The following is a 22,540-nucleotide window of genomic DNA, read 5'->3' on the forward strand; positions in this document are numbered from 1 at the left end:
AGCCGGCGGGAACGCGTTGCGAAAGCCACTTTCGCAACCTTCAACGTTGCGAAAGTGGCTTTCGCAACCAGGCCGTGTCCTGCGAGTATCGCCTGCTGACCTGCGGAAAGAGAGCGGGGGACCTTTGGTATCGCGGGACGTTGTGTGTCCCTATATCCACACACCCACGTCCATCGCTGACTGTGTGGATTTTGGTGCGTCGGATGACCCGAAATCCACACGGTCACCGCACGGGGACCGCGAAATCACTTGCGGGCACGGCCTAGCCACCCCGCAACGGACGACTCGCGTGTCCGGATGGACGACACGCGTGATCAGCCGGACATCACCCGTGTCGCCTAACCCAGCAGCGGCTTCACCAGCCGCTCGATCTGCTCGGTCTCGATCAGGAACGAGTCGTGCCCGTACGGCGAGCCGATGACCGCGAACTCCGCCCCGCCGATACCGTCCGCGATGGCCCGCGACTGGTACAGCGGGTAGAGCCGGTCACTGTCCACCCCGGCCGCGACCGTCCGCGCGGTGATCCGGCCTAGAGCGTTCGCGACACCACCCCGCCCACGCCCGACGTCGTGCGTGTTCATCGATTCGGTGAGCACCACGTAGCTGCCGGCGTCGAACCGGCGCGACAGCTTCCCGGCGTGATGGTCCAAATAGGACTCGACGGCGAACCGCCCGCCGCGCAAGGGGTCTTCGCCGTCCTGATGACGACGCCCGAAGCGTTGCGCCAGTTCGGCTTCGCTGCGGTAGGTCGCGTGCGCGATTCGCCGTGCGATGCCGAGGCCTGCGTCCGGGCCGCCGCCGGGGACGTCGTGATAGTCGCCGCCGTGCCAGCCCGGATCGGCGCGGATGGCGTGCAGTTGCGGCGCGGACCAGGCGATCTGGTCAGCCGACGCCTGCGCCGTCGACGCGAGCACGAGCAGTGCCGAGACCCGGTCCGGTGCGCTCACCGCCCATTCCAGCGCGCGCATCCCGCCCATGGAACCGCCGATCACCGCCGCCCACCGGCCGATGCCCAGCGCGTCGGCGAGGACGGCCTCTGCGCCCACCTGATCCCGCACGGTCACGGCGGGAAACCTGCTGCCCCAAGGCTTTCCGTCCGGATGCCGTGAAGACGGACCGGTCGAGCCCTGGCAGCCGCCGAGCACGTTCGGGACCACCACGAAGAACGTGTCGGTGTCGATCGCCTTGCCCGGCCCGATCAGGCCGTCCCACCAACCGGGGCTGACGTGGCCTTCTTCCGCGGGACCGGCGGCGTGGCTGTCCCCGGTCAGCGCGTGCTCGACGAGGATCGCGTTGGAGGCACTGGGATCCAGCGTCCCCCAGGTCTCGTAGGCGAGCGTGAAAGGCAGCGTGCCACCGACTTCGAGCGCCTGGACGCCGGTCACGAAGCGGCGACGTCCAGGCGGCTCTCCCTCCCGCCACGCACCGGTCACAGAGCGGCCTTGGCCGCCCGGAATCCGGCCTCGAGATCGGCCTTGAGGTCCTCGATGCCTTCCAGTCCGACGGCGAGCCGCACGAGCCCCGGCGTGACGCCGCTGGAAGCCTGCTCCTCCGGCGTGAGCTGGCTGTGCGTCGTCGAGGCCGGGTGCACGATCAGGCTGCGCACGTCACCGATGTTGACCAGCTGGCTGTGCAGCTCGGTACCGTCCACAAAGGCCCGTCCGGCTTCGACGCCGCCGCGCAGGTCGAACGACAGCACCGCGCCGGCCCCCTTCGGCAGGTACTTCTTCGCGGCCTCGTGGTACGGGCTCGACGGCAGACCGGCGTAGTACACCTTCTCGACCTCGTCGCGTCGCTCCAGCCATTCGGCCAGGGCCTGAGCGTTGGACACGTGCCGCTCCAGACGCAGCGAAAGCGTCTCGATCCCCTGCAGGATAAGGAAACTGTTCAACGGTGCGATCGCGGCGCCGGTGTCGCGCAGGATCTGGACCCGAGCCTTGGCGGCGAACGCGCCCGGGCCGAGGGCCTCCCAGTACTTGAGGCCGTGATAGCTCGGGTCGGCCTCGTTGAACCCGGGGAACCGCGCCGGGTCCTTGCCGAAGTCGAAGGTGCCGCCGTCGACCAGCACCCCGGCGACCGTGGTGCCGTGCCCGCCGAGGTACTTGGTCGCCGAGTGGATCACGATGTCGGCGCCGTGTTCGATCGGGCGTACGAGGTACGGCGTCGGCACGGTGTTGTCCACGACCAGCGGGACTCCGGACTCGTGCGCGGCATCGGCGACAGCGCGGATGTCGAGCACGTTGCTGCCCGGGTTGGCCAGCGTCTCGGCGAAGAACAGCTTGGTGTTGGGCCGGACGGCGGCCTTCCACTGCTCGATGTCGTCCTGGTCCTCGACGAACGAGACCTCGATGCCAAGCTTGGGAAGCGTGTAGTGGAAGAGGTTGTAGGTGCCGCCGTAGAGGGACGGGCTGGAGACGAAGTGGTCGCCCGCGTTCGCCAGGTTGAGGATGGCCGCCGTCGTCGCCGCGCTTCCGGAGGCGAACGCCAGCGCCGCGACGCCGCCTTCGAGCGCGGCGAGCCGCTGCTCCAGCACGTCCTGCGTGGGATTGTTGATCCGCGTGTAGATGTTGCCGGGCTCGGCGAGGCTGAAGAGGTCGGCGCCGTGCTGGCTGTCGCGGAACACGTACGAGGTCGTCTGGTAGATCGGGGTCGCCCGCGCGCCGGTGGCGGTGTCCGGCGCCGCACCCGCGTGGATCTGCTTGGTCTCGAACGACCATCCGTCCGCGCTCATCGCGATTCTCCTAGCGGCTCAAGGGTTTCGGCTGTTGTCACCGAAGCTAGCTCCGCCGGACGGAGCACCCAACTACTCTCAGGAGGTGGGATTCTTTTCTTGAAGGGCGAACCTGTTGCCTTCCGAGTCGGTGAACATCGCCCACCAGCCCCACGGCTGCTTCTCCGGCCGGGCGGGGAATTCGACGCCCTTCGCCGAAAGCTCCTCGTACGTCTTTTCGATGTCGTCGGCGTAGAAGAAGAAATTGCCCGTCGGCACTTCGTCACGCACTTCGAACCGCTTGAGGTCCTCCGGCGCGGTACTCAGGACGAGCGACGTCGCGCCATCGGCGGACGTGACCTCGACCCACCGGTTCCCCTTGTCGTCGTACGGCACGTCGGTGGTGATCTCGAATCCGACGACCTCGGACCAGAACTTCTTCGCCCGCTCCTGGTCCCGCACCCCGACGACGATCTTGTGCACACCTTGAATCGCCATGCCGGCTCCTTGTATCCATCATGGATATAACGAAATCGGAGTGTATGCTTCCCGGATGGCCGACGGCAACCCGCAGCTCACCCCCGCGGCGTTCCAGACCCTGCTGGCGCTCGCGAAAGGGCGCGCGCACGGCTACGCGATCATGGGTTTCGTCGACGAGGTGAGCGGCGGTGCCGCCCAGCTCGGTCCCGGCACGCTGTACCGGACGCTCGCCCGGCTCGTCGCCGACGGCCTGGTCGAAGAGGCCCCGGACGCGAGCGAGGACCAGCCGCACGACTCGCGCCGCCGCTACTACCGGCTGACCCGCGCCGGCCGGGAGGTCGCCGCCCGCGAAGCGGAGTTCCTGAGCAGGCTCGTCGCCGTGGCCGGGCAGGCCGGGCTGCTGAAGCGGGCGGAGTCGGCGTGAGCAGGCCGCTCGGTTTGACGCCGCATCTGTTCGTGAAGGACGTCGACGCGTCGCTTTCCTTCTACACCAAGGCGTTCGGCGCGGTGGAGCTGTTCCGCAACGTGCTGCCGAACGGGGTCGTGTTGTTCGTGGAAGTCGCGGTCGGCGACGCACGGCTGCTGGTGAGCCAGGAGATCCCGCAGCTGGACGCGCTCGCGCCCGCCACCCTCGGCGGCACCCCGATGCTGCTGGTCCTGGAGACCGAGGACCCCGACGACCTCGTGCGGCGCGCCGTGTTCGTGGGCGCCAGGGTGGAGGCGCCGGTCGAGGAGATGTTCTTCGGCGAGCGCTACGGCCGGATCATCGACCCGGACGGCCACCGATGGGCGCTGACGACCAAACGGGAGCGGTTCACGCCGGAGGACATCGACGCGCGGACGCCACGCGAGGTCTGACGTGTGCGGCGGTCCCACCTGCTGGACAATCGCCCCATGGTTTCCGTGCGCAGTGTCGTCGACCGGGTGGGGCCGACGCTGTTGCACGCCCTCCAGGTCCCCGAGGAGTCCCCGGCCGTCGGCGACGTCGTCATCGCCGAACCCGGCAACACCCTCGCCGCGGGCGACCTCGTCCTCGGCGTCGCGATCACCGAAACGCCGGACGCCGCGGAACTCGTCCGGCTCAGCGCGGCCAAAGGCGCCGCCGCCGTTCTGCTGAAACCGCCGCTCGCGGCGAAACCCTCGGTGAAACGGGCGGCGAAATCGGCGGACATCGCGTTGATCGAGGTGCGCTCGGCGACCTCGTGGGCCCAGCTCGTCTGGCTGCTCAGGACGGTCCTCGACGCGCTGGCCGACGAGTCGGACGCGCTGGAGGACGGCGGCGGACCCGGTTCCGGCGACCTGTTCCGGCTCGCGGACGCCGTCGCTTCGGTGGTCGACGCGCCCGTGACCATCGAGGACACCAACTCGCGGGTGCTCGCCTACTCCGCGCGGCAGGACCTGACCGACTCGGCGCGCGTGTCCACGATCATGGGCCGCCGCATCCCCGACGACGTGCTCGCGCGGTTCCGGTCACGAGGGGTGTTCCGCGAGCTTTCCCGCGGGCGGCAGACGATCTTCGTGCCCGCGCAGCGCGACGGCACCCTGCCCCGGCTCATCGTGCCGATCCGGATGGGCGGCGAGCTGCTGGGGTCGATGTGGGCGGTCGTCGCGGGCCCGGTCTCCGACGAACGCGCGGCCGCGTTCGCCGACGCGGCGCCCGTCGTCGCGCTGCACCTGCTGCGCCGCCGCGCGCACACCGATTCGCAACGCCGGGTCTCGGCCGAACTCCTGCGTGCCGTGCTGGAAGGGAAGGCCAGCCCGCGCAAAGCGATCGCGGAACTCGACCTGTCCGAGGAGCCGCACCGCGTCGTCGTCATCGAGGTCGCCGGTGGCGACGGACGCGACGACGAGGGCCTGCGACTCGCCCTCCTCGAACGGATCTCGCAGGGTGTCGGCAGGCGGCCGGTGGCCACCGAACTCGGGGGCGTGCTCTACGCGGTCGTCCCGGACGGCGACGGCTGGGACGAACTCCGGGCCGCGCTCGAAGCCCTGCCTTCGTCGAGGAAGGGCGGGACACCGCGGGCGGCCGCGGGTTCGGCCTGCGAAATCGGCGAACTCGCGACGTCGCGGCTTCAGGCCGACGAGGCGTTGGGGCTGCTTCGCGCGAAGCTGGTGCCGGGTCGCGTCGTGGTCTTCGACGAGGCGTGGACCGCCCTTTCGCTGCATCGCGGGGCGACGGCGGCCAGTACCGCGAGGGTCGCCGAGCTCGGCCCGCTCGGCTTGCTGCGCGCGCACGACGAAACCCACGAGAGCGGCTACGTCGACACGCTCTACCAGTGGCTGCGTCATCCCGGAGACCCGCGCGCGGCCGCGAAGGAACTCCGGATCCATCCCAACACGCTCCGGTACCGGATGCGGCGGCTGCTCGATCTCGTCCCGCTGGACCTCGACGACCCCGACGTCCGGCTGGCGCTGATCACGCAACTCGTTTCCCTGCGGTGGAGCTGATTCAACGACAAACTGTGCGACAACGAACACTTTGTAGTTCTACAAAACCGCGCCCAGACGTCAGGAAAGGGTCTTTCAGGACGAGAAAAATCTTGAAAGACCCTTTCCTGACATCCGACGGTTCAGTGCGCGCTGGCGCGATAACCGTCCTCAATGGTCTGCCGCACCGCGGCGAGCAGATCGGCACCGGGGTAAAGCGGCAAAAGAACACCGGGGCCGCCGTCGACCCGCAGCGCGGCTTCGTAACCGTTTCCCGGGGTTTCGACCAGGCCCACGATGACATCTGCCGGATTGCCTTCGGTGTCGACGGTGCGGACACGCCGCTCCCGCCGCCAGTCCTGATTTGTCATGCGGAACAGAATGGCAGCTTACCGGCCAGTAAGATCAACATCTTGACTCGATCGTGCTGCATTTACCGTTTCGCAGGTTGCACGGCCGTTCGTCATACCCGATACCCGAGGTCGTCGGCGACGAATCGCTTCGGCACCATCCGGACCCAGACGGTCCCTTTCACCTCCGGATCATCGTGCAGGTAGGAACGAAAACGCGGATCCCATTTGCGTTCGTCCCGGCCGAGATACCGGCTCAGCAGCCGCCGTCCACGAGGGACGTCGAACGGCAGTACCTCCGCTTCACCTCGCGCGAGCACCTGCCGCACGAGGCCGGTGCCGACGTCGCACACGTCGACGGTCACCGCGATCGACGGCGACTCGCGGACGAGACCGGCCAGCCGCGCCCACGGTCCGGTGAGGATCCAGAAGGCCTGTTTCTCCCAGAGGTACCAGACCGGCCGCACGGTCGGCCCCACCGCGGCGACCCTGGCGGTGAGCGGACCGGCGAGGAATTCGTCGACGTCGAACATCAGACCTCGAGCAAGGTCTTGCCGATCGCGCCACGCGACTGCATGACCGCGTGCGCGTCGGCCGCCCGGTCGAGCGGGAACCGTTGGCCGATCACGGGTTCCAGCCGTCCGGCGGCGGCTTCGGCGAGCGCCGACTCGGTGAACGCCCGCATCTCGGCCGGCCCGCCGAGCCCACGGATCACCGTGACCCCGCGCGCGGCGGCGTCCTCTTCGGACACCTCCGTCCACGAGCCGCTCGACAGCCCGTAGATCAGCATCCGGCCGCCCGGCCTCAGCAACCCGAACGACGTCGCCCCGATCTCGCCGCCGACGCCGTCGAACACGACGTCGACCTCGCCCGCCTTCGCCGCCCAGTCCGGCTCGCGGTAGTCGAGCGCCACATCCGCACCGTGTTCCCGGACGTGCTCGGTCTTCGCCGCGCCACCCGCCGCGCCGACGACCTCGGCGCCGGCCGCCTTGGCGAGCTGGACGACCAGCCCGCCGACGCCGCCCGCCGCGGCTTCCACCAGGACGCGCTCGCCGGGGCGGATACGCGCGGCGGTCACCAGCGCGGTGGCCGTGCGGCCGTCGGCGAGGATGGCGACCGCGGCGTCGAGGGCCAGGCCGTCCGGCACCTCGAAGACACCGTCGGCGGCGACCGCGACCCGTTCCGCGTACGCGCCGGAACCGCCCGTCGAGGTGACGACGCGTTTGCCGACCAGGCCGGGGTCGACCCCCTCCCCGGCCGCGCTGATCACGCCGCCGACGCCGTTGCCGGGGATCATCGGCAGCTCGGCGCGGAACGGCCCGCCCCCGCCGGCGCGGAACTGTGTCTCGACGAACGTGATGTTGGCGAACGCCACCTCGATCAGGACCTGGCCCGCTGCGGGCACCGGATCCGGGGCATCGCCCGCGACGAGCACTTCGGGCCCGCCGAACTCTTTCAACCACACGGCTCTCATGTGACCCAAGGTGCAAGCTCCACTTGACTGGAGGTCAAGCGATTGTGCCCGCGAAACCATGATCGGTTCCCAACACTGTCGCGGGCAAACGATGACACCGCCGTCCGGGTGGCTCACCGTGAGTGGCAGCACCTTTGTTCGCAGACCCGCCGCCAGGAGGCCTTCCGTGCGTATCGCCGTCCCCCGTGAGATCAAGAAGCACGAATACCGGGTGGCGCTCACCCCGGCGGGCGTGCACGAACTGACCGGGCGCGGCCACGACGTCTTCGTCGAGACCGGCGCCGGCCTCGGCTCGTCGATCACCGACGAGGAGTACGTCACCGCGGGCGCGAAGATCCTCGCGACCGCGGAGGAGACCTGGGCCGAAGGCGAGCTCGTGCTGAAGGTCAAGGAGCCGATCGCCGAGGAGTACCCGCGGCTGCGCGCCGACCAGGTGCTGTTCACCTACCTGCACATCGCCGCGGACCGCCCGCTGACCGACGCGCTGCTGGCCGCGGGCACCACCGCGATCGCCTACGAGACGGTGCAGACCCCGAACCGCGCGCTGCCGCTGCTCGCGCCGATGTCCGAGGTCGCCGGACGGCTGGCCCCGCAGGTGGGCGCGTTCTCGCTGATGAAGCCGAGCGGTGGCCGCGGTGTGCTGCCCGGCGGCATCCCCGGTGTGCACCCGGCGCGCGTGGTCGTCATCGGCGGCGGTGTCGCGGGCCTCAACGCGGCGCGGGTCGCGCTCGGCCTCGGCTCGGACGTCGAGATCCTGGACACGAACGTCGACCGGCTCCGCCAGATCGACAACGACTTCGGCGGCCGCATCCGCACGGTGACCTCGAACGCGCTGTCGGTGGAGCAGTCCGTGCTGGAGGCCGACATGGTCATCGGCGCGGTGCTCGTGCCCGGCGCGAAGGCGCCGAAGCTGGTCTCGAACGAGCTCGTTTCGCGGATGCGCCCGGGCAGCGTGCTGGTGGACATCGCGATCGACCAGGGCGGTTGCTTCGCCGACTCGCGGCCGACCACGCACGACGAGCCGACCTACAAGGTCCACGAGTCGGTGTTCTACTGCGTCGCGAACATGCCGGGCGCGGTGCCCCGGACGTCTACCTACGGGCTGACCAACGTGACGCTGCCGTACGCGGTGCAGCTGGCGGAGCACGGCTGGCTGAAGGCGCTGCAGGCCGACGCTTCGCTGGCGAAGGGCCTCAACACGCACGCGGGCGCCCTCACGAACGCCCCCGTCGCCGCCGCGCACGGCCTTCCGGCCACCGACCTGGCCGACGTCCTGGCCTGACCCCCGAGCCACACTCCCACGCGAGGGACCTATGCCACCCCGGTGCGCAAAGGTCCCTCGCTCCTTTTATGGAGCGAGCTTCACACCGCTGGTCATCCATCTCACCAGGCCAGGGCGCTCCGCGCCCTAGGCCGACCACCTCGCCAACCGGCGCCGGCCGCACCGCGGGGGTCCGGGGGGCTCGGCCCCCCGGGTGATACGACGAAGCCCCACCTCGGGGAAGGTGCGCAAGCACCGACCGAGGTGGGGCAAAGGGGCTGAGGGCGGCCCGCTCAACCAGCCTGGGGGTCACTGGGAGCGGGCCGCCTCCTCCATCGTAGGTAATAAGTCGCCGTCGCGCTGCATGAGGTCGCCATGTCTTCCGAATTATTTGTTCACCGGCCTCCTTCCTGGTCGGTGATTTTCCATGCTCGGCGGCGCATATCCGGTAGTCAGCGGCTATTCGGCGCAGCGCCGGGTGCGTTGGAGGACGGAGTCGTCACCGTTCCGGACGTGACGAAGGTCGCTTTCGGCGGATTGACCCCTTCCTCGGGTGCGGGCTCACCCCGTGAGGCAGGATGTCGCGTGATCGGCCTTCGTCAACAAAAGGGGACGGTATGCACGACGGCAGTGGCCGCATCGCGGTGCAGAACCTGAGCAAGCAGTTCGGTGCGGTCAACGCGGTCCAGAATCTGAGCTTCACGGTGGAGCCCGGGTCGGTGACCGGCTTCCTGGGGCCCAACGGGGCCGGGAAGACCACGACGCTCCGGATGCTGCTCGGGCTGGTGACGCCCACGAACGGCACGGCGACCATCAACGGGCGCCCGCACGACCAGCTGGGGAATCCGGCGCGGGTCGTCGGTTCGGTGCTGGAGAACGAGGGCTTCCACCCGGGACGCACGGCGCGGAATCACCTGCGCGTGTACTCGGCGGCGATCGGGATGCCGGATCAGCGGGTGGACGAGGTACTGGGGCTGGTCGGCCTTTCGTCGGCGGCGGACCGCAAGGCGGGCGGGTTCTCGCTCGGTATGCGGCAGCGGCTGGCGCTGGCGACGGCGTTGCTGGGGAACCCGCAGGTGCTGGTGCTGGACGAGCCGACGAACGGTCTCGACCCCGAGGGCATCCTGTGGCTTCGGAACTTCCTGCGCGCGTACGCGCGTGAGGGGCGCACGGTGCTGGTCTCGAGCCACCTGCTGAACGAGGTGGAGCAGACGATCGACCAGGTCGTGATCATCAGCCAGGGCATGACGCGCTACAACGGCTCGCTGGACCAGTTGCGCAAGAGCAACCAGTCCCGCGTGCTGGTGCAGTCGGCCGACGCGAACGGCCTCGTCTCCGCGTTGCAGGAGGCGGGGATCACGCAGGTCTCGCCGATGCCGGACGGCCGGGTCGCGGTGTCGGGCGCGACGGTGCAGCAGATCGGCGACATCTCCGCCAAGGCGAGCATCGCGGTCTACGGCATGCAGGAGGAGACCGCGGATCTGGAGCGGATGTTCTTCCAGCTGACGCAGGGCCAGTACGCCGCGCCGCCGCCCGGGTTCCAGCAGGGCCCGCCGCCGGGCTACCAGGGTCCGCCTCCGGGTTACCAGGGCCCGCCGCCCGGATATCAGGGGCCGCCTCCCGGCTACGCGCCGCAGAACACGCCGCCGCCCGGTTTCGCGCCGCCGCAGCAGCAGTTCCAGCAGCAGCAACCGCAGTATCAGCAGGCCCCGCCTCAGCAGCAGGCGCAGCAGCAGGGCCAGAACGAGGGCTGGGGAGGCCAGGGCTGATGGGCAACCTGATCAAGGCGGAGTTCCGCAAGACGCTCACGCTCAAGGCGTGGTGGGCGCTGATGATCCCCGCGGTGGTCTTCGCCTTCGCGTTCGCCCTGTTCTGGGGCATGGTCACCAACGACTTCAGCGACTTCCTCGGCCGCTCCGACACCCGTGAGCTGACCGAGGCGCTCGGCATCTCGACCGGCGAACTGCCCGTCGGGCTGCTCGCCCTCGGGCACGGCATCAACATCGGCACGATGATCCCGATCATCTTCGGTGTCTTCGCCCTCGCCGGCGAGTACACGAAGAAGACGATCACCACGACGTTCCTCACCGCCCCGAACCGGGTTTCGGCGTTGAGCGCGAAGATGATCACCTACATCGCCTGGGGCGCGATCTACGGCGTGATCATCGTGGGCGCGGCGAGCCTCGGCACCGTGATCACGGTCGACAGCCAGCGCCTGCCGACGGCGGGCCAGTGGCTGGGCGTGCTCGGCGCGGGTGTCCTCGCGACGATCCTGGCGACCCTGTTCGGCATCGGGGTCGGCGCGGTGTGGCGCAGCGTGGTCGGCAGCATCATCACGCTGACCATCTGGATGCTGGTGGTCGAGAACGTGCTGGTGTTCGTCATGTTCGGCGCCGCCGACATCACCTGGCTGGGCGGCGTCCTGCCGAACGGCACGGTCAACGGCATCGTGGGAGCCATCGGCGCCGAGGCGTTCGGCGCCGCCGGGGTGAAGGTGCCCGGCCTGCAGGACGAGACGGCGTGGGCGCTGCAGTACGCCGCCGGTGCGCCCGGCGCGTTCTCGTGGTGGGCCTCGGCGCTCATCTTCTTCGGCTGGACGATGATCTTCTTCCTCGCCGGCTGGGCCGTGAACCAGAAGAAGGACATCACGTAAGTCACACCCGCACGTGATCTGAAAGGCCCCTTCACCGCGAAATCCGCGATGAAGGGGCCTTTCATCGCGTTCGGCCCTGCGCGAACCGCCCGGTCCTGTCGGTGCGGACGAATAGGCTTGCGGGGTGACTACTGCTCCACCTCGTCCGCGTCAAGCCAGTCCGGCTCGTGAGACCGCCCCCGCGCCCACCGGAGGCTGGATCCGCCGCCTGGCCGCTTCGTGCTGGAAACATCCTTGGCTGGTCGTGCTCTCGCTGGGCGCGGCCATCATCGGCGTCGGGCTCCAGGCCGCCGGTCCGCTGCTGATCCGCGAGGCGCTGGACGACGCCGTCGCGGGCGACACCTCCCGGCTCGGCCTGCTCGCCGCGGTGATGGCGGTGCTGCAGGTGCTGACCTTCGGCAACGCCTTCGCCCGCCGGTACGTCGGCGGGCGGCTGGCCCTCGACGTCCAGCACGATCTGCGCCGTCAGGTGTTCAACGCGGTTTCCCGGCTCGACGGCGGCAAGCAGGACGCGCTGCGCACCGGCCAGGTCGCCTCGCGCGCGATCTCGGATCTGCAGCTGGTCACGTCGGTCCTGATGCAGGTGCCGCTTTCGGCCGGTTCGGTGATCTTCGCGCTGCTGTCGCTCGGCGCGATGCTGTGGATGTCGCCGACGCTGACGTTGATCGCGATGGTGGTCGCCCCGGCGATCGCGATCATCATGGCGGTGAGCCGGAAGCGGCTCTTCCCGGCGACGTGGGCGGCCCAGCAGCGCGCGGCCGACGTCGCGCAGCAGGTCGAGGAGACCGTCACCGGCGTACGCGTCGTGAAGGGCTTCGGCCAGGAAGCGCGCGAAGTCGCGAAGCTGGAGAAGACGGCGAAGAAGCTCTTCGCGGAACGCATGCGCGCGGCCCGGCTCTCGTCTTTGCCGACGGCCACCACGGCCGCGCTGCCGGCGGCCGGTCAGGTCGCGGTGCTGGCAGTCGGTGGTGTCCTCGCGCTGAAGGGCGAAGTCAGCCTCGGCACCTTCCTGGCGTTCGCGACCTATCTGTCCATCCTGATCGGCCCGGCCAGGATGATCTCCAGCCTCGTCGTCCAGGCCCAGCTGACCAGGGCGGGCGCGGAACGGGTCAACGAACTGATCGACGCGCAGCCGGACGTCGTCGACAGCCCGGACGCGCGGCCGCTGCCCGAAGGCCCGCTCGGCGTCCGGCTGGAGGACGTCTCCTTCGGCTACACGCGGTCGGATCCCGTGCTCGACGGCCTCACCCTGGAGGCCCGGCCGGGCGAGACGCTCGCGCTGGTCGGCACGGCCGGGTCCGGCAAGTCGACGATCTCCCTGCTGCTCCCCCGGTTCTACGACGTGCACAGCGGCTCGGTCCAGGTCGGCGACCTCGACGTCCGCGACGTCCGGCAGCGAGACCTCCGCAGCGTCATCGGCGTGGTCTTCGAGGAGGCGTTCCTCTTCTCCTCCTCGGTACGCGACAACATCGCCTACGGCAGGCCGGACGCGAGCGACGAGGAGATCCGCGCGGCCGCGCGGGCGGCGGAGGCGGACGAGTTCATCCAGCGCCTCCCCGACGGCTACGACACGCTCGTCGGCGAGCGCGGTCTCACGCTCTCGGGCGGGCAGCGGCAGCGGCTCGGCCTCGCCAGGGCGCTGATGACCGATCCGCGCGTGCTGGTCCTCGACGACGCGACGTCCGCCATCGACACGGTCACCGAGGCGGCGATCCACGACACGCTGCGTTCGGTCACCGCGAGCCGGACGACGCTGCTGATCGCGCACCGCCGCTCAACCCTCGCCCTCGCCGACCGGATCGCCGTGCTCGACAAGGGCCGCGTCGTCGACGTCGGCACCGAGGAGGAGCTGCTCGCGCGCTGCCCGCTGTTCCGCGAACTCGTCGCGGGTCCGGGGGACGACGTCGAGGAACCCCATCGCTGCGAGGGTCTCGACTGCGGTCCCGCCGGGATCACCCCCGCGTTGTGGCCGGAGCAGGACAAGGCCGACGAGCTGGCGGGCGAGCGGAAGGGCTCGGGCGGCGAATGGGACGTCGACCTGCCGCCGAGCCAGGAGCTCATCGATGGCGTGCGGAAACTGCCGCCCGCCACGGACGTCCCCCGTCTGCCGGGCACCGACGTCACCGCGCCCGAACCGAAGTTCCGCCTAGGCCGCCTGCTGAAACCGGTGCGCGGCCCGCTCGCCGTGGTGATCGGGCTGGTCGCGGCGGACGCGCTGGCCACCATCGCGATGCCCGCGCTGTACCAGTACGGCATCGACAGCGGGGTGCGCGCCGGGGCGGAGGCGGTGATCTGGCTGGCCGCCGGTATCGGCGCGCTGGTGATCCTCACGGACTGGCTGGTGGTCTACCTCCAGACCAGGATGACCGCGCGGGTCGGTGAGACGGTGCTGTACTCGCTGCGCGTCCGCAGTTACGCCCATCTGCAACGGCTCGGGCTCGACTTCTACGAACGCGAACTGTCCGGGAAGATCATGACCCGGATGACCACCGACGTCGACGCGCTTTCGACGTTCCTGCAGACCGGTGTCGCGCAGGCCGTGGTGAGCGCGCTGACCCTGGTCGGGATCGCGGCGGCGCTGATGATCACCGACATCGGGCTGGCGGCGTACGCGCTCGCGGTGCTGCCGATCCTCATCGTGGCGACGGTGATCTTCCGCCGGGCGTCGTCCAAGGCGTACACCGAGGCCCGGGAGCGGGTCAGCGTCGTCAACGCGGACATGCAGGAGAACGTGAACGGGCTGCGGGTCGCGCAGGCGTACACGCGCGAGGAGCGGACAGCGGAGAAGTTCGCCTCACGCAGCGACGAGTACCGGCGATCGCGGCTGCGTGCCCAGCGCTATGTCGCGACGTACTTCCCTTTCGCGGCAATGCTTTCCGGCTTGGCCGAAGTGGTCGTGCTGATCGTCGGCGCGAACCGGGTCGCGGCGGGCACGCTGTCGGCCGGTGTGCTGGTGGCGTTCCTGCTCTACCTCGGCCAGTTCTTCTCGCCGATCCAACAGCTGTCCTCGGTGTTCGACGGCTACCAGCAGGCGCGGGTCGGCCTGACGCGCATCGGCGATCTGCTGCGCACGCCGACTTCCGTTCCGGCGGCGGAGAACCCGGTGCCGGTCCCGGAGCGGCTGCGTGGCGAGGTCTCCTTCAAGGACGTCGATTTCGCTTACACCGCAACGGATGATCCCGCGCTCAAGCAGCTGACGCTGGAGGTCGCGCCCGGGGAGACCGTCGCCCTGGTCGGTGCGACGGGCGCCGGGAAGTCGACGGCGGTGAAGCTCGTCGCGCGTTTCTACGACGCGACGGCCGGCGTGGTCCGGATCGACGGCACCGACATCCGCGAGTACGACCTGGGCGCCCTGCGCACGCGAATGGGCGTGGTACCTCAGGAAGCGCATCTGTTCTCGGGGACCGTCGCGGACAATGTGCGCTACGGCAGGCCTTCCGCGACGGACGCGGAGGTCGAGGAAGCGGTGCGGTCCGTCGGCGCGCTCGACGGTGTCGCCGCGCTCCCGGCCGGTTTCCACCAGCCCGTCGGTGAACGCGGACGGTCTCTTTCGGCCGGGCAACGGCAACTCGTCGCCCTCGCCCGCGCCGAACTCGTGGACCCGGACGTCCTCCTGCTCGACGAGGCGACCGCGGCACTGGACCCGTCGACCGAAGCCGCCGTCCTGCGCGCGACGGAACAACTCGCGCGCCGCCGCACGACCTTCGTGGTCGCGCACCGCCTCGCCACCGCCGCCAAGGCGGACCGGATCGTGGTGCTGGACCACGGCCGGATCATCGAACAGGGCACGCACGCGGACCTGGTCGCCGCGAACGGCCACTACGCGCGCCTTTGGTCTCTCGGCTGAGCGGGTCTCGTGAGCGGTACGGACGGCTAGCGCCAAGGGTGTCTTAGCTACCCACATGGATTCCGGCCGTGGGTTGGTTGCCAGGCCCGGGCCCGTGAAGGCCCCCTTCCCTCGGCTCAGCCGAGGAAACTCGACCCTCACACCTTCCCCGGTACATGAAGGCCCCCTTCATGTACCGGGGAAGGGCAAAGAACACCGGTACCGAGTCGGTCGCGCCTCCCCCGCCGCTCACCCCACGACGCGGCTCCGGCGGAGGGTGTTGCGAAAGCCACTTTCGCAACCTTCAACGTTGCGAAAGTGGCTTTCGCAACCCCGAATTCCCGCTCAACCGCGCCGGCCGCAACGGCGTCCTCCAAATGCGGGCCTCACGCAGCGGCAAGATCCAGCTGGAATTGCGCCCCCGGAGCCGACGGCTCCCACCCACGAGCCAGCGCCAGCCGGATGGCCCGTTCGACATCCGAAGGCAGCACGGCCTTCGACGGCACCCCCATGTAGTTCAACGGATGCGCGTGATCCGTCTGGACCACCAGCACGGCACCCCGCGCGTCCTCCAATTCCACCCCGTACGAAAGAAAACACCCGCCGTCCTGTGCGTAGGTGGGCTTCCGCCGGACGATCCATCGATAAGCGGTGTCGTCGACGACGATCCGTCGCGATCCCTTGCGCAGCAATGCCATGAAGCCAGCATGAACCGAGGGGCAAGGGAATTTCGGTCGCCCGCGCCCCAAGCACCTGTCACGCTGTACGGGAAATGAAAGAAGAGATCCCGGCGCGGCAGATCCGCGCCGTACACACCGAAACCACGATCCGCGTCTATCAGGCGTACTCGACGGCCATCGCCGACGCCGCACTGAAGGCGGGCACCTTCGTGCCGCCGTTCAAACGCGAACGCATGACGTGGATCAAGCCGTCCTTCCTCTGGATGGCGTACCGCTGCGGCTGGGCGGCGAAGCCCGGCCAGGAGCGCGTGCTCGCCCTCGACATCACTCGCGAGGGTTTCGCCTGGGCGCTCGAACACGCGGCGCTCAGCCACTACGACCCCGACGTCCACCCCGACCGGAAGACGTGGCAGGACGAGGTCAAGACCAGCCCGGTCCGCATCCAGTGGGATCCGGAACGCGGCATCCGGCTCGGCGCGCTGAAGCACCGTTCGCTCCAGATGGGCCTGAGCGGCGAAGCCGTCGATCGCTATGTCGACAAATGGATCACGGCGGTCACTGACGTCACCCCGCTCATGCGCGAGGTCGGCGCCCTGGTCGCGGCGAACCGCATCGAAGACGCCGAAGCGCTGCTACCCGCGGAGCGTCCGTACCCCGGCTAAGGCCGCCACTCGAGGCCGCTCATCCCGGCGACCTCCAGGTCCTGGGGCGAAGCCCAGCGGACGGTCCCCGGCCGGACGTGCACCCCGGCCGTCACCGTCCAGTCCGGCTCGTCGGGCTCGACGTGCTCCATCTCCTTGAAGTCGTCGAGCGTCGGCCAGACCGCCGAGCACGAGTCGCACATCAGCACGACCTTGCCGGACTCGGTGACCAGCGGGCGCACGCGCCCCTCGTCCCAGAACGACGGGCACTCGTCGAGCCACATCGGCTGCCACCACCTCGCGGGCGATCGGCGGCCGGCACGACACCGGCCGCATCCTCCACCCAGCGAAACCCCCCGACGTGAACTCCAGGCTGTCCGGGCACGACGACCCAGCCAACCTTTACCGACGGGACAGTGACCTGACCTGCACGGACGGTGAAAGTGACAGCAAAGGTCCCTTGCTCCCCCGCCGGAAGCCCGCCCGGCCGGATTTCGGTCTCTTGATCGAGACAGTGACCCATCACCTAGTGCGCCACGCCTCACACAGGCCAGTTCCATCACACGGCTGCGACCGAGGGGGTTAGCCTGGTAGGCGCATCAGCGGTGTTCAAGATCTCGAGACGGATAGAGGCGAGTCCAAGCCGTGTCCAGCAGCAGCCCTGCGTCACAATTCGGCCCCAACGAGTGGGTCGTCGAGGAAATGTACGACCAGTTCCTTGCCGACCCCAGCTCAGTCGATGCCGCCTGGCACGACTTCTTCGCGGACTTCAAGCCAACGCAGGACGCGCAGGCGAAGGCTGACGACGCACGTCAGAACTCCGGAGAGCCCGGCAACGAGGGCCCCGGCGCCAACGGCCAGGCCGCCGCCCAGCCGTCGCCTCAGACAGTCCGCAACGCCGAGTCCACCGCGAAGCAGACCGCTCCGAAGAACGCCCCCGCGAAGGCCGCCCCGAAGACCGAGGCGAAGGCGGCGGCACCCAAGGCCGCGCCCAAGGCCGACCCCAAGCCGGCTGAGAAGGCCCCCGCCAAGCCCGCCGAGAAGGACGCCGAGCCGGAGTCGAAGCAGCTCCGCGGCGCCGCGGCGGCGATCGCGAAGAACATGGACGCCTCGCTGTCCGTGCCGACGGCCACGAGCGTGCGCGCCGTCCCGGCGAAGCTGATGGCCGACAACCGCATCGTCATCAACAACCACCTCAAGCGCACGCGCGGCGGCAAGATCTCCTTCACGCACCTCATCGGGTACGCGATGGTCCGCGCGCTGAAGAACTTCCCGAACATGAACCGGCACTACCAGCTGATCGACGGGAAGCCGTTCGCGGTCACGCCGGAGCACGTGAACTTCGGTCTCGCGATCGACATGAAGGGCAAGGAAGGCGCCCGCACGCTCGTCGTGGCCTCCATCAAGGCCACCGAGAACATGACCTTCATGCAGTTCTGGCAGGCCTACGAGGAGATCGTCAAGAAGGCCCGCAACGGCAAGCTGACCGCCGACGACTTCGCCGGCACCACGATCTCGCTGACCAACCCCGGCGGCATCGGCACCAACCACTCGGTGCCGCGCCTGCAGGCGGGCCAGGGCGCGATCATCGGCGTCGGCGCCATGCAGTACCCGGCGCACTTCGAGGGCACCAGCGAGAAGGCCCTGGTCGACCTCGGCGTCTCCAAGATCATGACGCTGACCTCGACCTACGACCACCGCATCATCCAGGGCGCGGAGTCGGGCGAGTTCCTCAAGCGCATCCACGAGCTGCTGCTCGGCGAGGACGGCTTCTACGACGACGTCTTCACCAGCCTGCGCCTGCCCTACGAGCCGATCCGCTGGGTCGCCGACATCCCGGACGGCCCGGTCGACAAGACCGCGCGCGTCATCGAGCTGATCGACGCCTTCCGCATGCGTGGTCACCTGATGGCCGACACCGACCCGCTGAACTACCGGCAGCGCAGCCACGCCGACCTCGACGTCCTCTCCCACGGCCTGACCCTGTGGGACCTGGACCGCGAGTTCCCGGTCGGCGGCTTCGCCGGCCAAGAGCGGATGAAGCTGCGCGACATCCTCGGCGTCCTGCGCAACTCGTACTGCCGCACCGTCGGCATCGAGTACACGCACATCCTCGACCCCGAGGAGCGCCGCTGGATCCAGGACCGCGTCGAGATCCCGCACGAGAAGCCGGACCCCGCCGTCCAGAAGTACGTGCTCTCGAAGCTCAACGCCGCCGAGGCGTTCGAGACCTTCCTGCAGACCAAGTACGTCGGCCAGAAGCGGTTCTCCCTCGAAGGCGGCGAGACGGCGATCCCGCTGCTCGACACCCTGCTGGACAAGGCCGCCGAGCACGAGCTCGACGAGGTCGTCATCGGCATGCCGCACCGCGGCCGCCTGAACGTGCTCGCGAACATCGTCGGCAAGCCGATCGCGCAGATCTTCCAGGAGTTCGAGGGCAACCTCGACCCGGGCCAGGCGCACGGTTCCGGTGACGTGAAGTACCACCTCGGCGCCGAGGGCAAGTACTTCCGCATGTTCGGCGACGGCGAGACCAAGGTGTCGCTGACCGCGAACCCGTCGCACCTGGAGACCGTCGACCCGGTCCTCGAGGGCATCGTCCGCGCCAAGCAGGACATCCTCGACAAGGGTGGAGAAGGCTTCACCGTCCTCCCCGTCCTGATGCACGGCGACGCGGCCTTCGCGGGCCAGGGTGTCGTGGCCGAGACCCTGAACCTGGCGCTGTTGCGCGGCTACCGCACCGGCGGCACCGTGCACGTCATCGTCAACAACCAGGTCGGCTTCACCACCGCGCCCGAGCACTCGCGGTCGAGCCAGTACGCCACCGACGTCGCGAAGATGATCGGCTCCCCGATCTTCCACGTGAACGGCGACGACCCCGAGGCCGCGCACTGGGTGGCCAAGCTGGCCGTCGACTACCGCCAGGCGTTCCACAAGGACGTCGTGATCGACCTGATCTGCTACCGCCGCCGCGGCCACAACGAGGGCGACGACCCCTCGATGACGCAGCCGGCGATGTACGACATCATCGACACGAAGCGTTCGGTCCGGAAGACCTACACCGAATCGCTGATCGGCCGCGGCGACATCTCCGTCGAAGAGGCCGAAGCCGCGTTGCGCGACTTCTCCAGCCAGCTGGAGCACGTGTTCAACGAGGTCCGCGAGCTGGAGAAGCACCCGGCGAAGGCCAGCCCCTCGGTCGAGGAGGAGCAGCAGGTCCCGGCGAAGGTGCCCACGGCGACCACCACCGAGGTCATCGAGCACATCGGCGACGCCTTCCTCAACGTGCCCGAGGGCTTCACCCCGCACCCGCGGGTCAAGCCAGTCATGGAGCGCCGCCACAAGATGTCCCGCGAAGGCGGCATCGACTGGGCGTTCGGTGAGCTGCTCGCCTTCGGTTCGCTGGCCATGGAAGGCCGCCTGGTGCGGCTGTCCGGCCAGGACTCCCGCCGCGGCACGTTCACCCAGCGCCACTCGGTGCTGATCGACCGCAAGACCGGCCAGGAGTACTCGCCGCTGCAGAACCTGGCCGAGGGCCAGGGCCGCGTGATGATCTACGACTCGGCGCTGTCGGAGTACGCGGCGGTCGGCTTCGAATACGGCTACTCCGTGGCCAACTCCGAAGCGCTGGTCATGTGGGAAGCGCAGTTCGGTGACTTCGTCAACGGCGCGCAGACCGTCATCGACGAGTACATCTCCTCCGGCGAGGCCAAGTGGGGCCAGCTCTCCGACGTCGTGCTGCTGCTGCCGCACGGCCACGAAGGCCAGGGCCCGGACCACACCTCCGGCCGCATCGAGCGTTTCCTCTCGCTGTGCGCGGAGGGCTCGATGACCGTCGCGGTCCCGTCGACCCCGGCGAACTACTTCCACCTGCTCCGCCGTCACGCGCTCGACGGAGTCAACCGGCCGCTCGTGGTCTTCACCCCCAAGTCGATGCTGCGCAACAAGGCGGCGACCTCGGCGGTCGAGGACTTCACCGGCCAGTCGAAGTTCATGTCGGTCATCGACGACGCCGATGTCGACCCGTCGAAGGTGCGCAAGGTCCTGCTGACCTCGGGCAAGCTGTACTGGGAGCTGGTGGCCGAGCGCACCAAGCGCGAGGCGAACGACATCGCGATCGTGCGGGTCGAGCAGTACTACCCGCTGCCGAAGAAGAAGCTGCTGGCGGCGCTCGAGCGCTACAACGGCGCTCCCGCGGTCTGGGTCCAGGAGGAGCCGGAGAACCAGGGTGCGTGGCCGTTCTTCGGCCTGAACCTGCCGCGGAAGCTCCCGGAGGTGTTCTCCAGCCTGGACGTCGTGTCGCGTCGTCCGATGGCGGCGCCCTCGGCCGGTTCGTCCAAGGTGCACGAGGTCGAGCAGAAGGCGCTGATCGCGCGGGCCTTCGACTGATCGCCTAGAAGTACATGAAGGCCCCCTTCCTTGCGCCAGGCGCAAGGAAGGGGGCCTTCATGTACTCGGGGTGTCGAAACCGGCGAGTCCCGTTCGTGTAGTGGGCAAACGACCGAAGGAGACACCATGAACACCCTGCTCGACGGCCTCAAGCTCCCCGAATCCGCCCGCTGGCACGACGGCCGCCTCTGGCTGGCGAACTGGGGCGGCGGTCAGATCCTCGCCGTCACGCCCGGCGGCGAGAGCGAACTGATCGCGAACGTGCCGGCCGCGATGCCGCTCACCTTCGACTGGCTCCCCGACGGCCGCCTGCTCATCGTCGACGGCCCGAACGCCCGCCTGCTCAACGCGGACCTGAGCACCTACGCGGACCTGAGCCCGGTCGCCTCCCTCTGGAACGAGGTCGTGGTCGACGGCCGCGGCAACGCCTTCGTCAACGGAATGAACGACTTCCAGGCGCCCGGCGTCATCGCCGTCGTCACCCCGGACGGCGAGGTGCGCCAGGTCGCCGACGGCATCCTGTTCGGCAACGGCATGGCCGTCACCCCCGACGGCGGAACGCTGATCGTCGCCGAGTCGTACGGCTGCAGGCTCACCGCGTTCGACATCGCCGAAGACGGCTCGCTTTCCGGCAGGCGGGTGTGGGCGGACCTCGGCGGTGACCACCCGGACGGCATCTGTCTCGATGCCGACGGTGCGGTCTGGTACGCGGACGTGGCGGCCAAGCACTGCGTCCGCGTCCGCGAAGGAGGCGAAGTACTGCAGAAGGTCGAATCCGACCGAGGCTGCTTCTCCTGCACGATCGGCGGCGAGGACGGGCGTTCGCTCTACGTCCTCGCCGCCGAGTGGCACGGCTGGGAGAACCCGTTCGGCGACGGGCCGACCGGGCAGGTCCAGGTCACCGGAATCGGCTAGCCGATCGCCTCGGAGGTCGCCTTGGCCATCTTCAGGGCGTTCTCCTTGCACACCGTCTGGTTGACCGTGCCGGACGGGTCGGGGCCGGTCACGATGATCTCGCCCTCGACGTTGCCCTGGTAGAACTTGATCTGGCACTGGCTCGACGAGTCGAGCTTGGTGTGCACGGCCTTGGTCGCCTTCGCCATGCTGGGGATGAGCACGCCGCCGTCGGTCACGGCGTTCTCGACACTCGCCTTCGCCCACTCCTCCCCGGCGCCCGAGCCCGGCTCCTTCGACTTCGACAGGTACATCGAGACGGTCGCCGAAGGCGCGTTGGGCTCACGCCAGCTGCAGGACGAACGGGTGTAGGTGATGTCGTCGTTCGACGTGCTCGCCGGCTCCTCGCCCTTCGGCGTTTCGAGCGGCGGCAGGTTCCGGATCTTGCTCCCGATCCGCTCGCAGGCGGGCATGGAGGTGTACTTGTCCGGCGGGCCGGTCTTCTTGGACGACGTCGGCGCCGCGGTCGGCGACGAACCGGAGTCGGACAGCAGCAGGAAGGCCGCGACCCCGCCACCGCCGAGCAGCACCACCGCGCCGATGACGAGGCCGACGACGAGCCCGGTGTTCGACTTCTTGGGCGGCGGGCCGTATCCGGGCGGCGGGTATCCCGGATATCCCTGCGGCGGATACGGCTGTTGAGGTCCCTGCTGATAGGGCGGTCCGGGCTGCATGCGGAGAGGGTAAAGCCTCGC

19 protein-coding genes are annotated in these 22,540 nt (G+C 69.2%); 10 read left to right on the forward strand and 9 right to left on the reverse strand.

Annotation, left to right across the window (positions count from 1 at the left end):
* Nucleotides 1–338: 338 nt before the first annotated feature.
* From metX to ACZ1DY_RS36460, 3 genes are all read right to left on the reverse strand, one after another.
* The gene (gene metX / locus ACZ1DY_RS36450; RefSeq protein WP_465482399.1) at nt 339–1,433 is read right to left on the reverse strand and encodes a homoserine O-acetyltransferase MetX; all 1,095 of its coding nucleotides are present in this window, start codon (nt 1,431–1,433) and stop codon (nt 339–341) included.
* Nucleotides 1,430–2,731, reverse strand: coding sequence for a bifunctional o-acetylhomoserine/o-acetylserine sulfhydrylase (locus tag ACZ1DY_RS36455; protein WP_465482400.1), 1,302 nt, complete (start codon nt 2,729–2,731; stop codon nt 1,430–1,432). The genes metX and ACZ1DY_RS36455 overlap by 4 nt, the downstream gene beginning before the upstream one ends.
* 78 nt (nt 2,732–2,809) lie before the next feature.
* A complete protein-coding gene (locus tag ACZ1DY_RS36460; RefSeq protein WP_257484477.1) occupies nt 2,810–3,208 on the reverse strand; it encodes a VOC family protein in 399 nt (132 codons plus the stop codon).
* A gap of 55 nt (nt 3,209–3,263) precedes the next feature.
* On the opposite strand from ACZ1DY_RS36460, the gene ACZ1DY_RS36465 reads away from it, so the two are divergent.
* From ACZ1DY_RS36465 to ACZ1DY_RS36475, 3 genes are read left to right on the forward strand one after another with little or no spacing between them, the layout of a single operon-like run.
* Nucleotides 3,264–3,614 carry a PadR family transcriptional regulator gene (locus ACZ1DY_RS36465; protein ID WP_465482401.1) on the forward strand — a complete coding sequence of 117 codons (351 nt, stop codon included), beginning with the start codon at nt 3,264–3,266 and terminating at the stop codon, nt 3,612–3,614.
* Nucleotides 3,611–4,048, forward strand: coding sequence for a VOC family protein (locus ACZ1DY_RS36470; protein WP_465482402.1), 438 nt, complete (start codon nt 3,611–3,613; stop codon nt 4,046–4,048). The genes ACZ1DY_RS36465 and ACZ1DY_RS36470 overlap by 4 nt, the downstream gene beginning before the upstream one ends.
* A 36-nt stretch (nt 4,049–4,084) precedes the next feature.
* Nucleotides 4,085–5,638, forward strand: coding sequence for a helix-turn-helix domain-containing protein (locus tag ACZ1DY_RS36475; protein ID WP_126735707.1), 1,554 nt, complete (start codon nt 4,085–4,087; stop codon nt 5,636–5,638).
* Between the two features lie 122 nt (nt 5,639–5,760).
* On the opposite strand, the gene ACZ1DY_RS36480 is transcribed toward ACZ1DY_RS36475, so the two are convergent.
* From ACZ1DY_RS36480 to ACZ1DY_RS36490, 3 genes are all read right to left on the reverse strand, one after another.
* Nucleotides 5,761–5,988 carry a hypothetical protein gene (locus ACZ1DY_RS36480; RefSeq protein WP_034309241.1) on the reverse strand — a complete coding sequence of 76 codons (228 nt, stop codon included), beginning with the start codon at nt 5,986–5,988 and terminating at the stop codon, nt 5,761–5,763.
* Between the two features lie 92 nt (nt 5,989–6,080).
* Nucleotides 6,081–6,500, reverse strand: a complete 420-nt coding sequence (locus tag ACZ1DY_RS36485) for a pyridoxamine 5'-phosphate oxidase family protein (protein WP_257484474.1) — start codon at nt 6,498–6,500, stop codon at nt 6,081–6,083.
* Nucleotides 6,500–7,441: a zinc-binding dehydrogenase gene (locus ACZ1DY_RS36490; RefSeq protein WP_465482403.1), complete on the reverse strand. Its 942-nt coding sequence runs from the start codon at nt 7,439–7,441 to the stop codon at nt 6,500–6,502. The genes ACZ1DY_RS36485 and ACZ1DY_RS36490 overlap by 1 nt, the downstream gene beginning before the upstream one ends.
* A 166-nt stretch (nt 7,442–7,607) precedes the next feature.
* On the opposite strand from ACZ1DY_RS36490, the gene ald reads away from it, so the two are divergent.
* The 4 genes from ald to ACZ1DY_RS36510 all read left to right on the forward strand — a co-directional run bounded on the left by ald (nt 7,608) and on the right by ACZ1DY_RS36510 (nt 15,202).
* Nucleotides 7,608–8,723, forward strand: coding sequence for an alanine dehydrogenase (ald, locus tag ACZ1DY_RS36495; protein ID WP_257484472.1), 1,116 nt, complete (start codon nt 7,608–7,610; stop codon nt 8,721–8,723).
* Nucleotides 8,724–9,319: 596 nt separating this feature from the next.
* Nucleotides 9,320–10,471 carry an ABC transporter ATP-binding protein gene (locus tag ACZ1DY_RS36500; protein ID WP_457960006.1) on the forward strand — a complete coding sequence of 384 codons (1,152 nt, stop codon included), beginning with the start codon at nt 9,320–9,322 and terminating at the stop codon, nt 10,469–10,471.
* Nucleotides 10,471–11,355, forward strand: a complete 885-nt coding sequence (locus ACZ1DY_RS36505) for an ABC-2 transporter permease (RefSeq protein ID WP_005150670.1) — start codon at nt 10,471–10,473, stop codon at nt 11,353–11,355. Before ACZ1DY_RS36500 ends, ACZ1DY_RS36505 begins: the two co-directional genes overlap by 1 nt.
* A 124-nt stretch (nt 11,356–11,479) precedes the next feature.
* A complete protein-coding gene (locus ACZ1DY_RS36510; protein ID WP_465482404.1) occupies nt 11,480–15,202 on the forward strand; it encodes an ABC transporter ATP-binding protein in 3,723 nt (1,240 codons plus the stop codon).
* A 365-nt stretch (nt 15,203–15,567) separates the two neighbouring features.
* Here the strand turns inward: ACZ1DY_RS36510 and ACZ1DY_RS36515 are convergent, their stop codons facing one another.
* Nucleotides 15,568–15,879, reverse strand: a complete 312-nt coding sequence (locus ACZ1DY_RS36515) for a hypothetical protein (RefSeq protein ID WP_126735713.1) — start codon at nt 15,877–15,879, stop codon at nt 15,568–15,570.
* Between the two features lie 74 nt (nt 15,880–15,953).
* Here ACZ1DY_RS36515 and ACZ1DY_RS36520 point away from each other — a divergent pair, with 74 nt between their 5' ends.
* Nucleotides 15,954–16,523 carry a DUF4291 domain-containing protein gene (locus ACZ1DY_RS36520; RefSeq protein ID WP_465482405.1) on the forward strand — a complete coding sequence of 190 codons (570 nt, stop codon included), beginning with the start codon at nt 15,954–15,956 and terminating at the stop codon, nt 16,521–16,523.
* Here the strand turns inward: ACZ1DY_RS36520 and ACZ1DY_RS36525 are convergent.
* The gene (locus tag ACZ1DY_RS36525; protein WP_465482406.1) at nt 16,520–16,786 is read right to left on the reverse strand and encodes a hypothetical protein; all 267 of its coding nucleotides are present in this window, start codon (nt 16,784–16,786) and stop codon (nt 16,520–16,522) included. The two genes, ACZ1DY_RS36520 and ACZ1DY_RS36525, sit on opposite strands and share 4 nt — an antisense overlap.
* A gap of 361 nt (nt 16,787–17,147) precedes the next feature.
* Here ACZ1DY_RS36525 and ACZ1DY_RS36530 point away from each other — a divergent pair, with 361 nt between their 5' ends.
* Nucleotides 17,148–20,891 (forward strand): multifunctional oxoglutarate decarboxylase/oxoglutarate dehydrogenase thiamine pyrophosphate-binding subunit/dihydrolipoyllysine-residue succinyltransferase subunit, encoded by a 3,744-nt coding sequence (locus ACZ1DY_RS36530; protein ID WP_465482407.1) that lies wholly within the window; start codon nt 17,148–17,150, stop codon nt 20,889–20,891.
* Nucleotides 20,892–21,017: 126 nt separating this feature from the next.
* Complete coding sequence (locus ACZ1DY_RS36535) at nt 21,018–21,806, forward strand: SMP-30/gluconolactonase/LRE family protein (RefSeq protein WP_465482408.1); 789 nt, start codon at nt 21,018–21,020, stop codon at nt 21,804–21,806.
* On the opposite strand, the gene ACZ1DY_RS36540 is transcribed toward ACZ1DY_RS36535, so the two are convergent.
* Nucleotides 21,803–22,519, reverse strand: coding sequence for a hypothetical protein (locus tag ACZ1DY_RS36540; RefSeq protein WP_257484465.1), 717 nt, complete (start codon nt 22,517–22,519; stop codon nt 21,803–21,805). The two genes, ACZ1DY_RS36535 and ACZ1DY_RS36540, sit on opposite strands and share 4 nt — an antisense overlap.
* Nucleotides 22,520–22,540: the final 21 nt, after the last annotated feature.

Source organism: Amycolatopsis sp. PSD-21, assembly GCF_055561455.1.

Coding starts and splice junctions, on each gene's coding strand:
- ACZ1DY_RS36455 (WP_465482400.1), bottom strand. CDS start 2,731: ATGAGCGCGGACGGATGGTCGTTCGAGACCAAGCAGATCCACGCGGGT.
- ACZ1DY_RS36460 (WP_257484477.1), bottom strand. CDS start 3,208: ATGGCGATTCAAGGTGTGCACAAGATCGTCGTCGGGGTGCGGGACCAG.
- ACZ1DY_RS36465 (WP_465482401.1), top strand. CDS start 3,264: ATGGCCGACGGCAACCCGCAGCTCACCCCCGCGGCGTTCCAGACCCTG.
- ACZ1DY_RS36475 (WP_126735707.1), top strand. CDS start 4,085: ATGGTTTCCGTGCGCAGTGTCGTCGACCGGGTGGGGCCGACGCTGTTG.
- ACZ1DY_RS36480 (WP_034309241.1), bottom strand. CDS start 5,988: ATGACAAATCAGGACTGGCGGCGGGAGCGGCGTGTCCGCACCGTCGAC.
- ACZ1DY_RS36485 (WP_257484474.1), bottom strand. CDS start 6,500: ATGTTCGACGTCGACGAATTCCTCGCCGGTCCGCTCACCGCCAGGGTC.
- ACZ1DY_RS36490 (WP_465482403.1), bottom strand. CDS start 7,441: ATGAGAGCCGTGTGGTTGAAAGAGTTCGGCGGGCCCGAAGTGCTCGTC.
- ACZ1DY_RS36500 (WP_457960006.1), top strand. CDS start 9,320: ATGCACGACGGCAGTGGCCGCATCGCGGTGCAGAACCTGAGCAAGCAG.
- ACZ1DY_RS36505 (WP_005150670.1), top strand. CDS start 10,471: ATGGGCAACCTGATCAAGGCGGAGTTCCGCAAGACGCTCACGCTCAAG.
- ACZ1DY_RS36515 (WP_126735713.1), bottom strand. CDS start 15,879: ATGGCATTGCTGCGCAAGGGATCGCGACGGATCGTCGTCGACGACACC.
- ACZ1DY_RS36520 (WP_465482405.1), top strand. CDS start 15,954: ATGAAAGAAGAGATCCCGGCGCGGCAGATCCGCGCCGTACACACCGAA.
- ACZ1DY_RS36525 (WP_465482406.1), bottom strand. CDS start 16,786: ATGTGGCTCGACGAGTGCCCGTCGTTCTGGGACGAGGGGCGCGTGCGC.
- ACZ1DY_RS36535 (WP_465482408.1), top strand. CDS start 21,018: ATGAACACCCTGCTCGACGGCCTCAAGCTCCCCGAATCCGCCCGCTGG.
- ACZ1DY_RS36540 (WP_257484465.1), bottom strand. CDS start 22,519: ATGCAGCCCGGACCGCCCTATCAGCAGGGACCTCAACAGCCGTATCCG.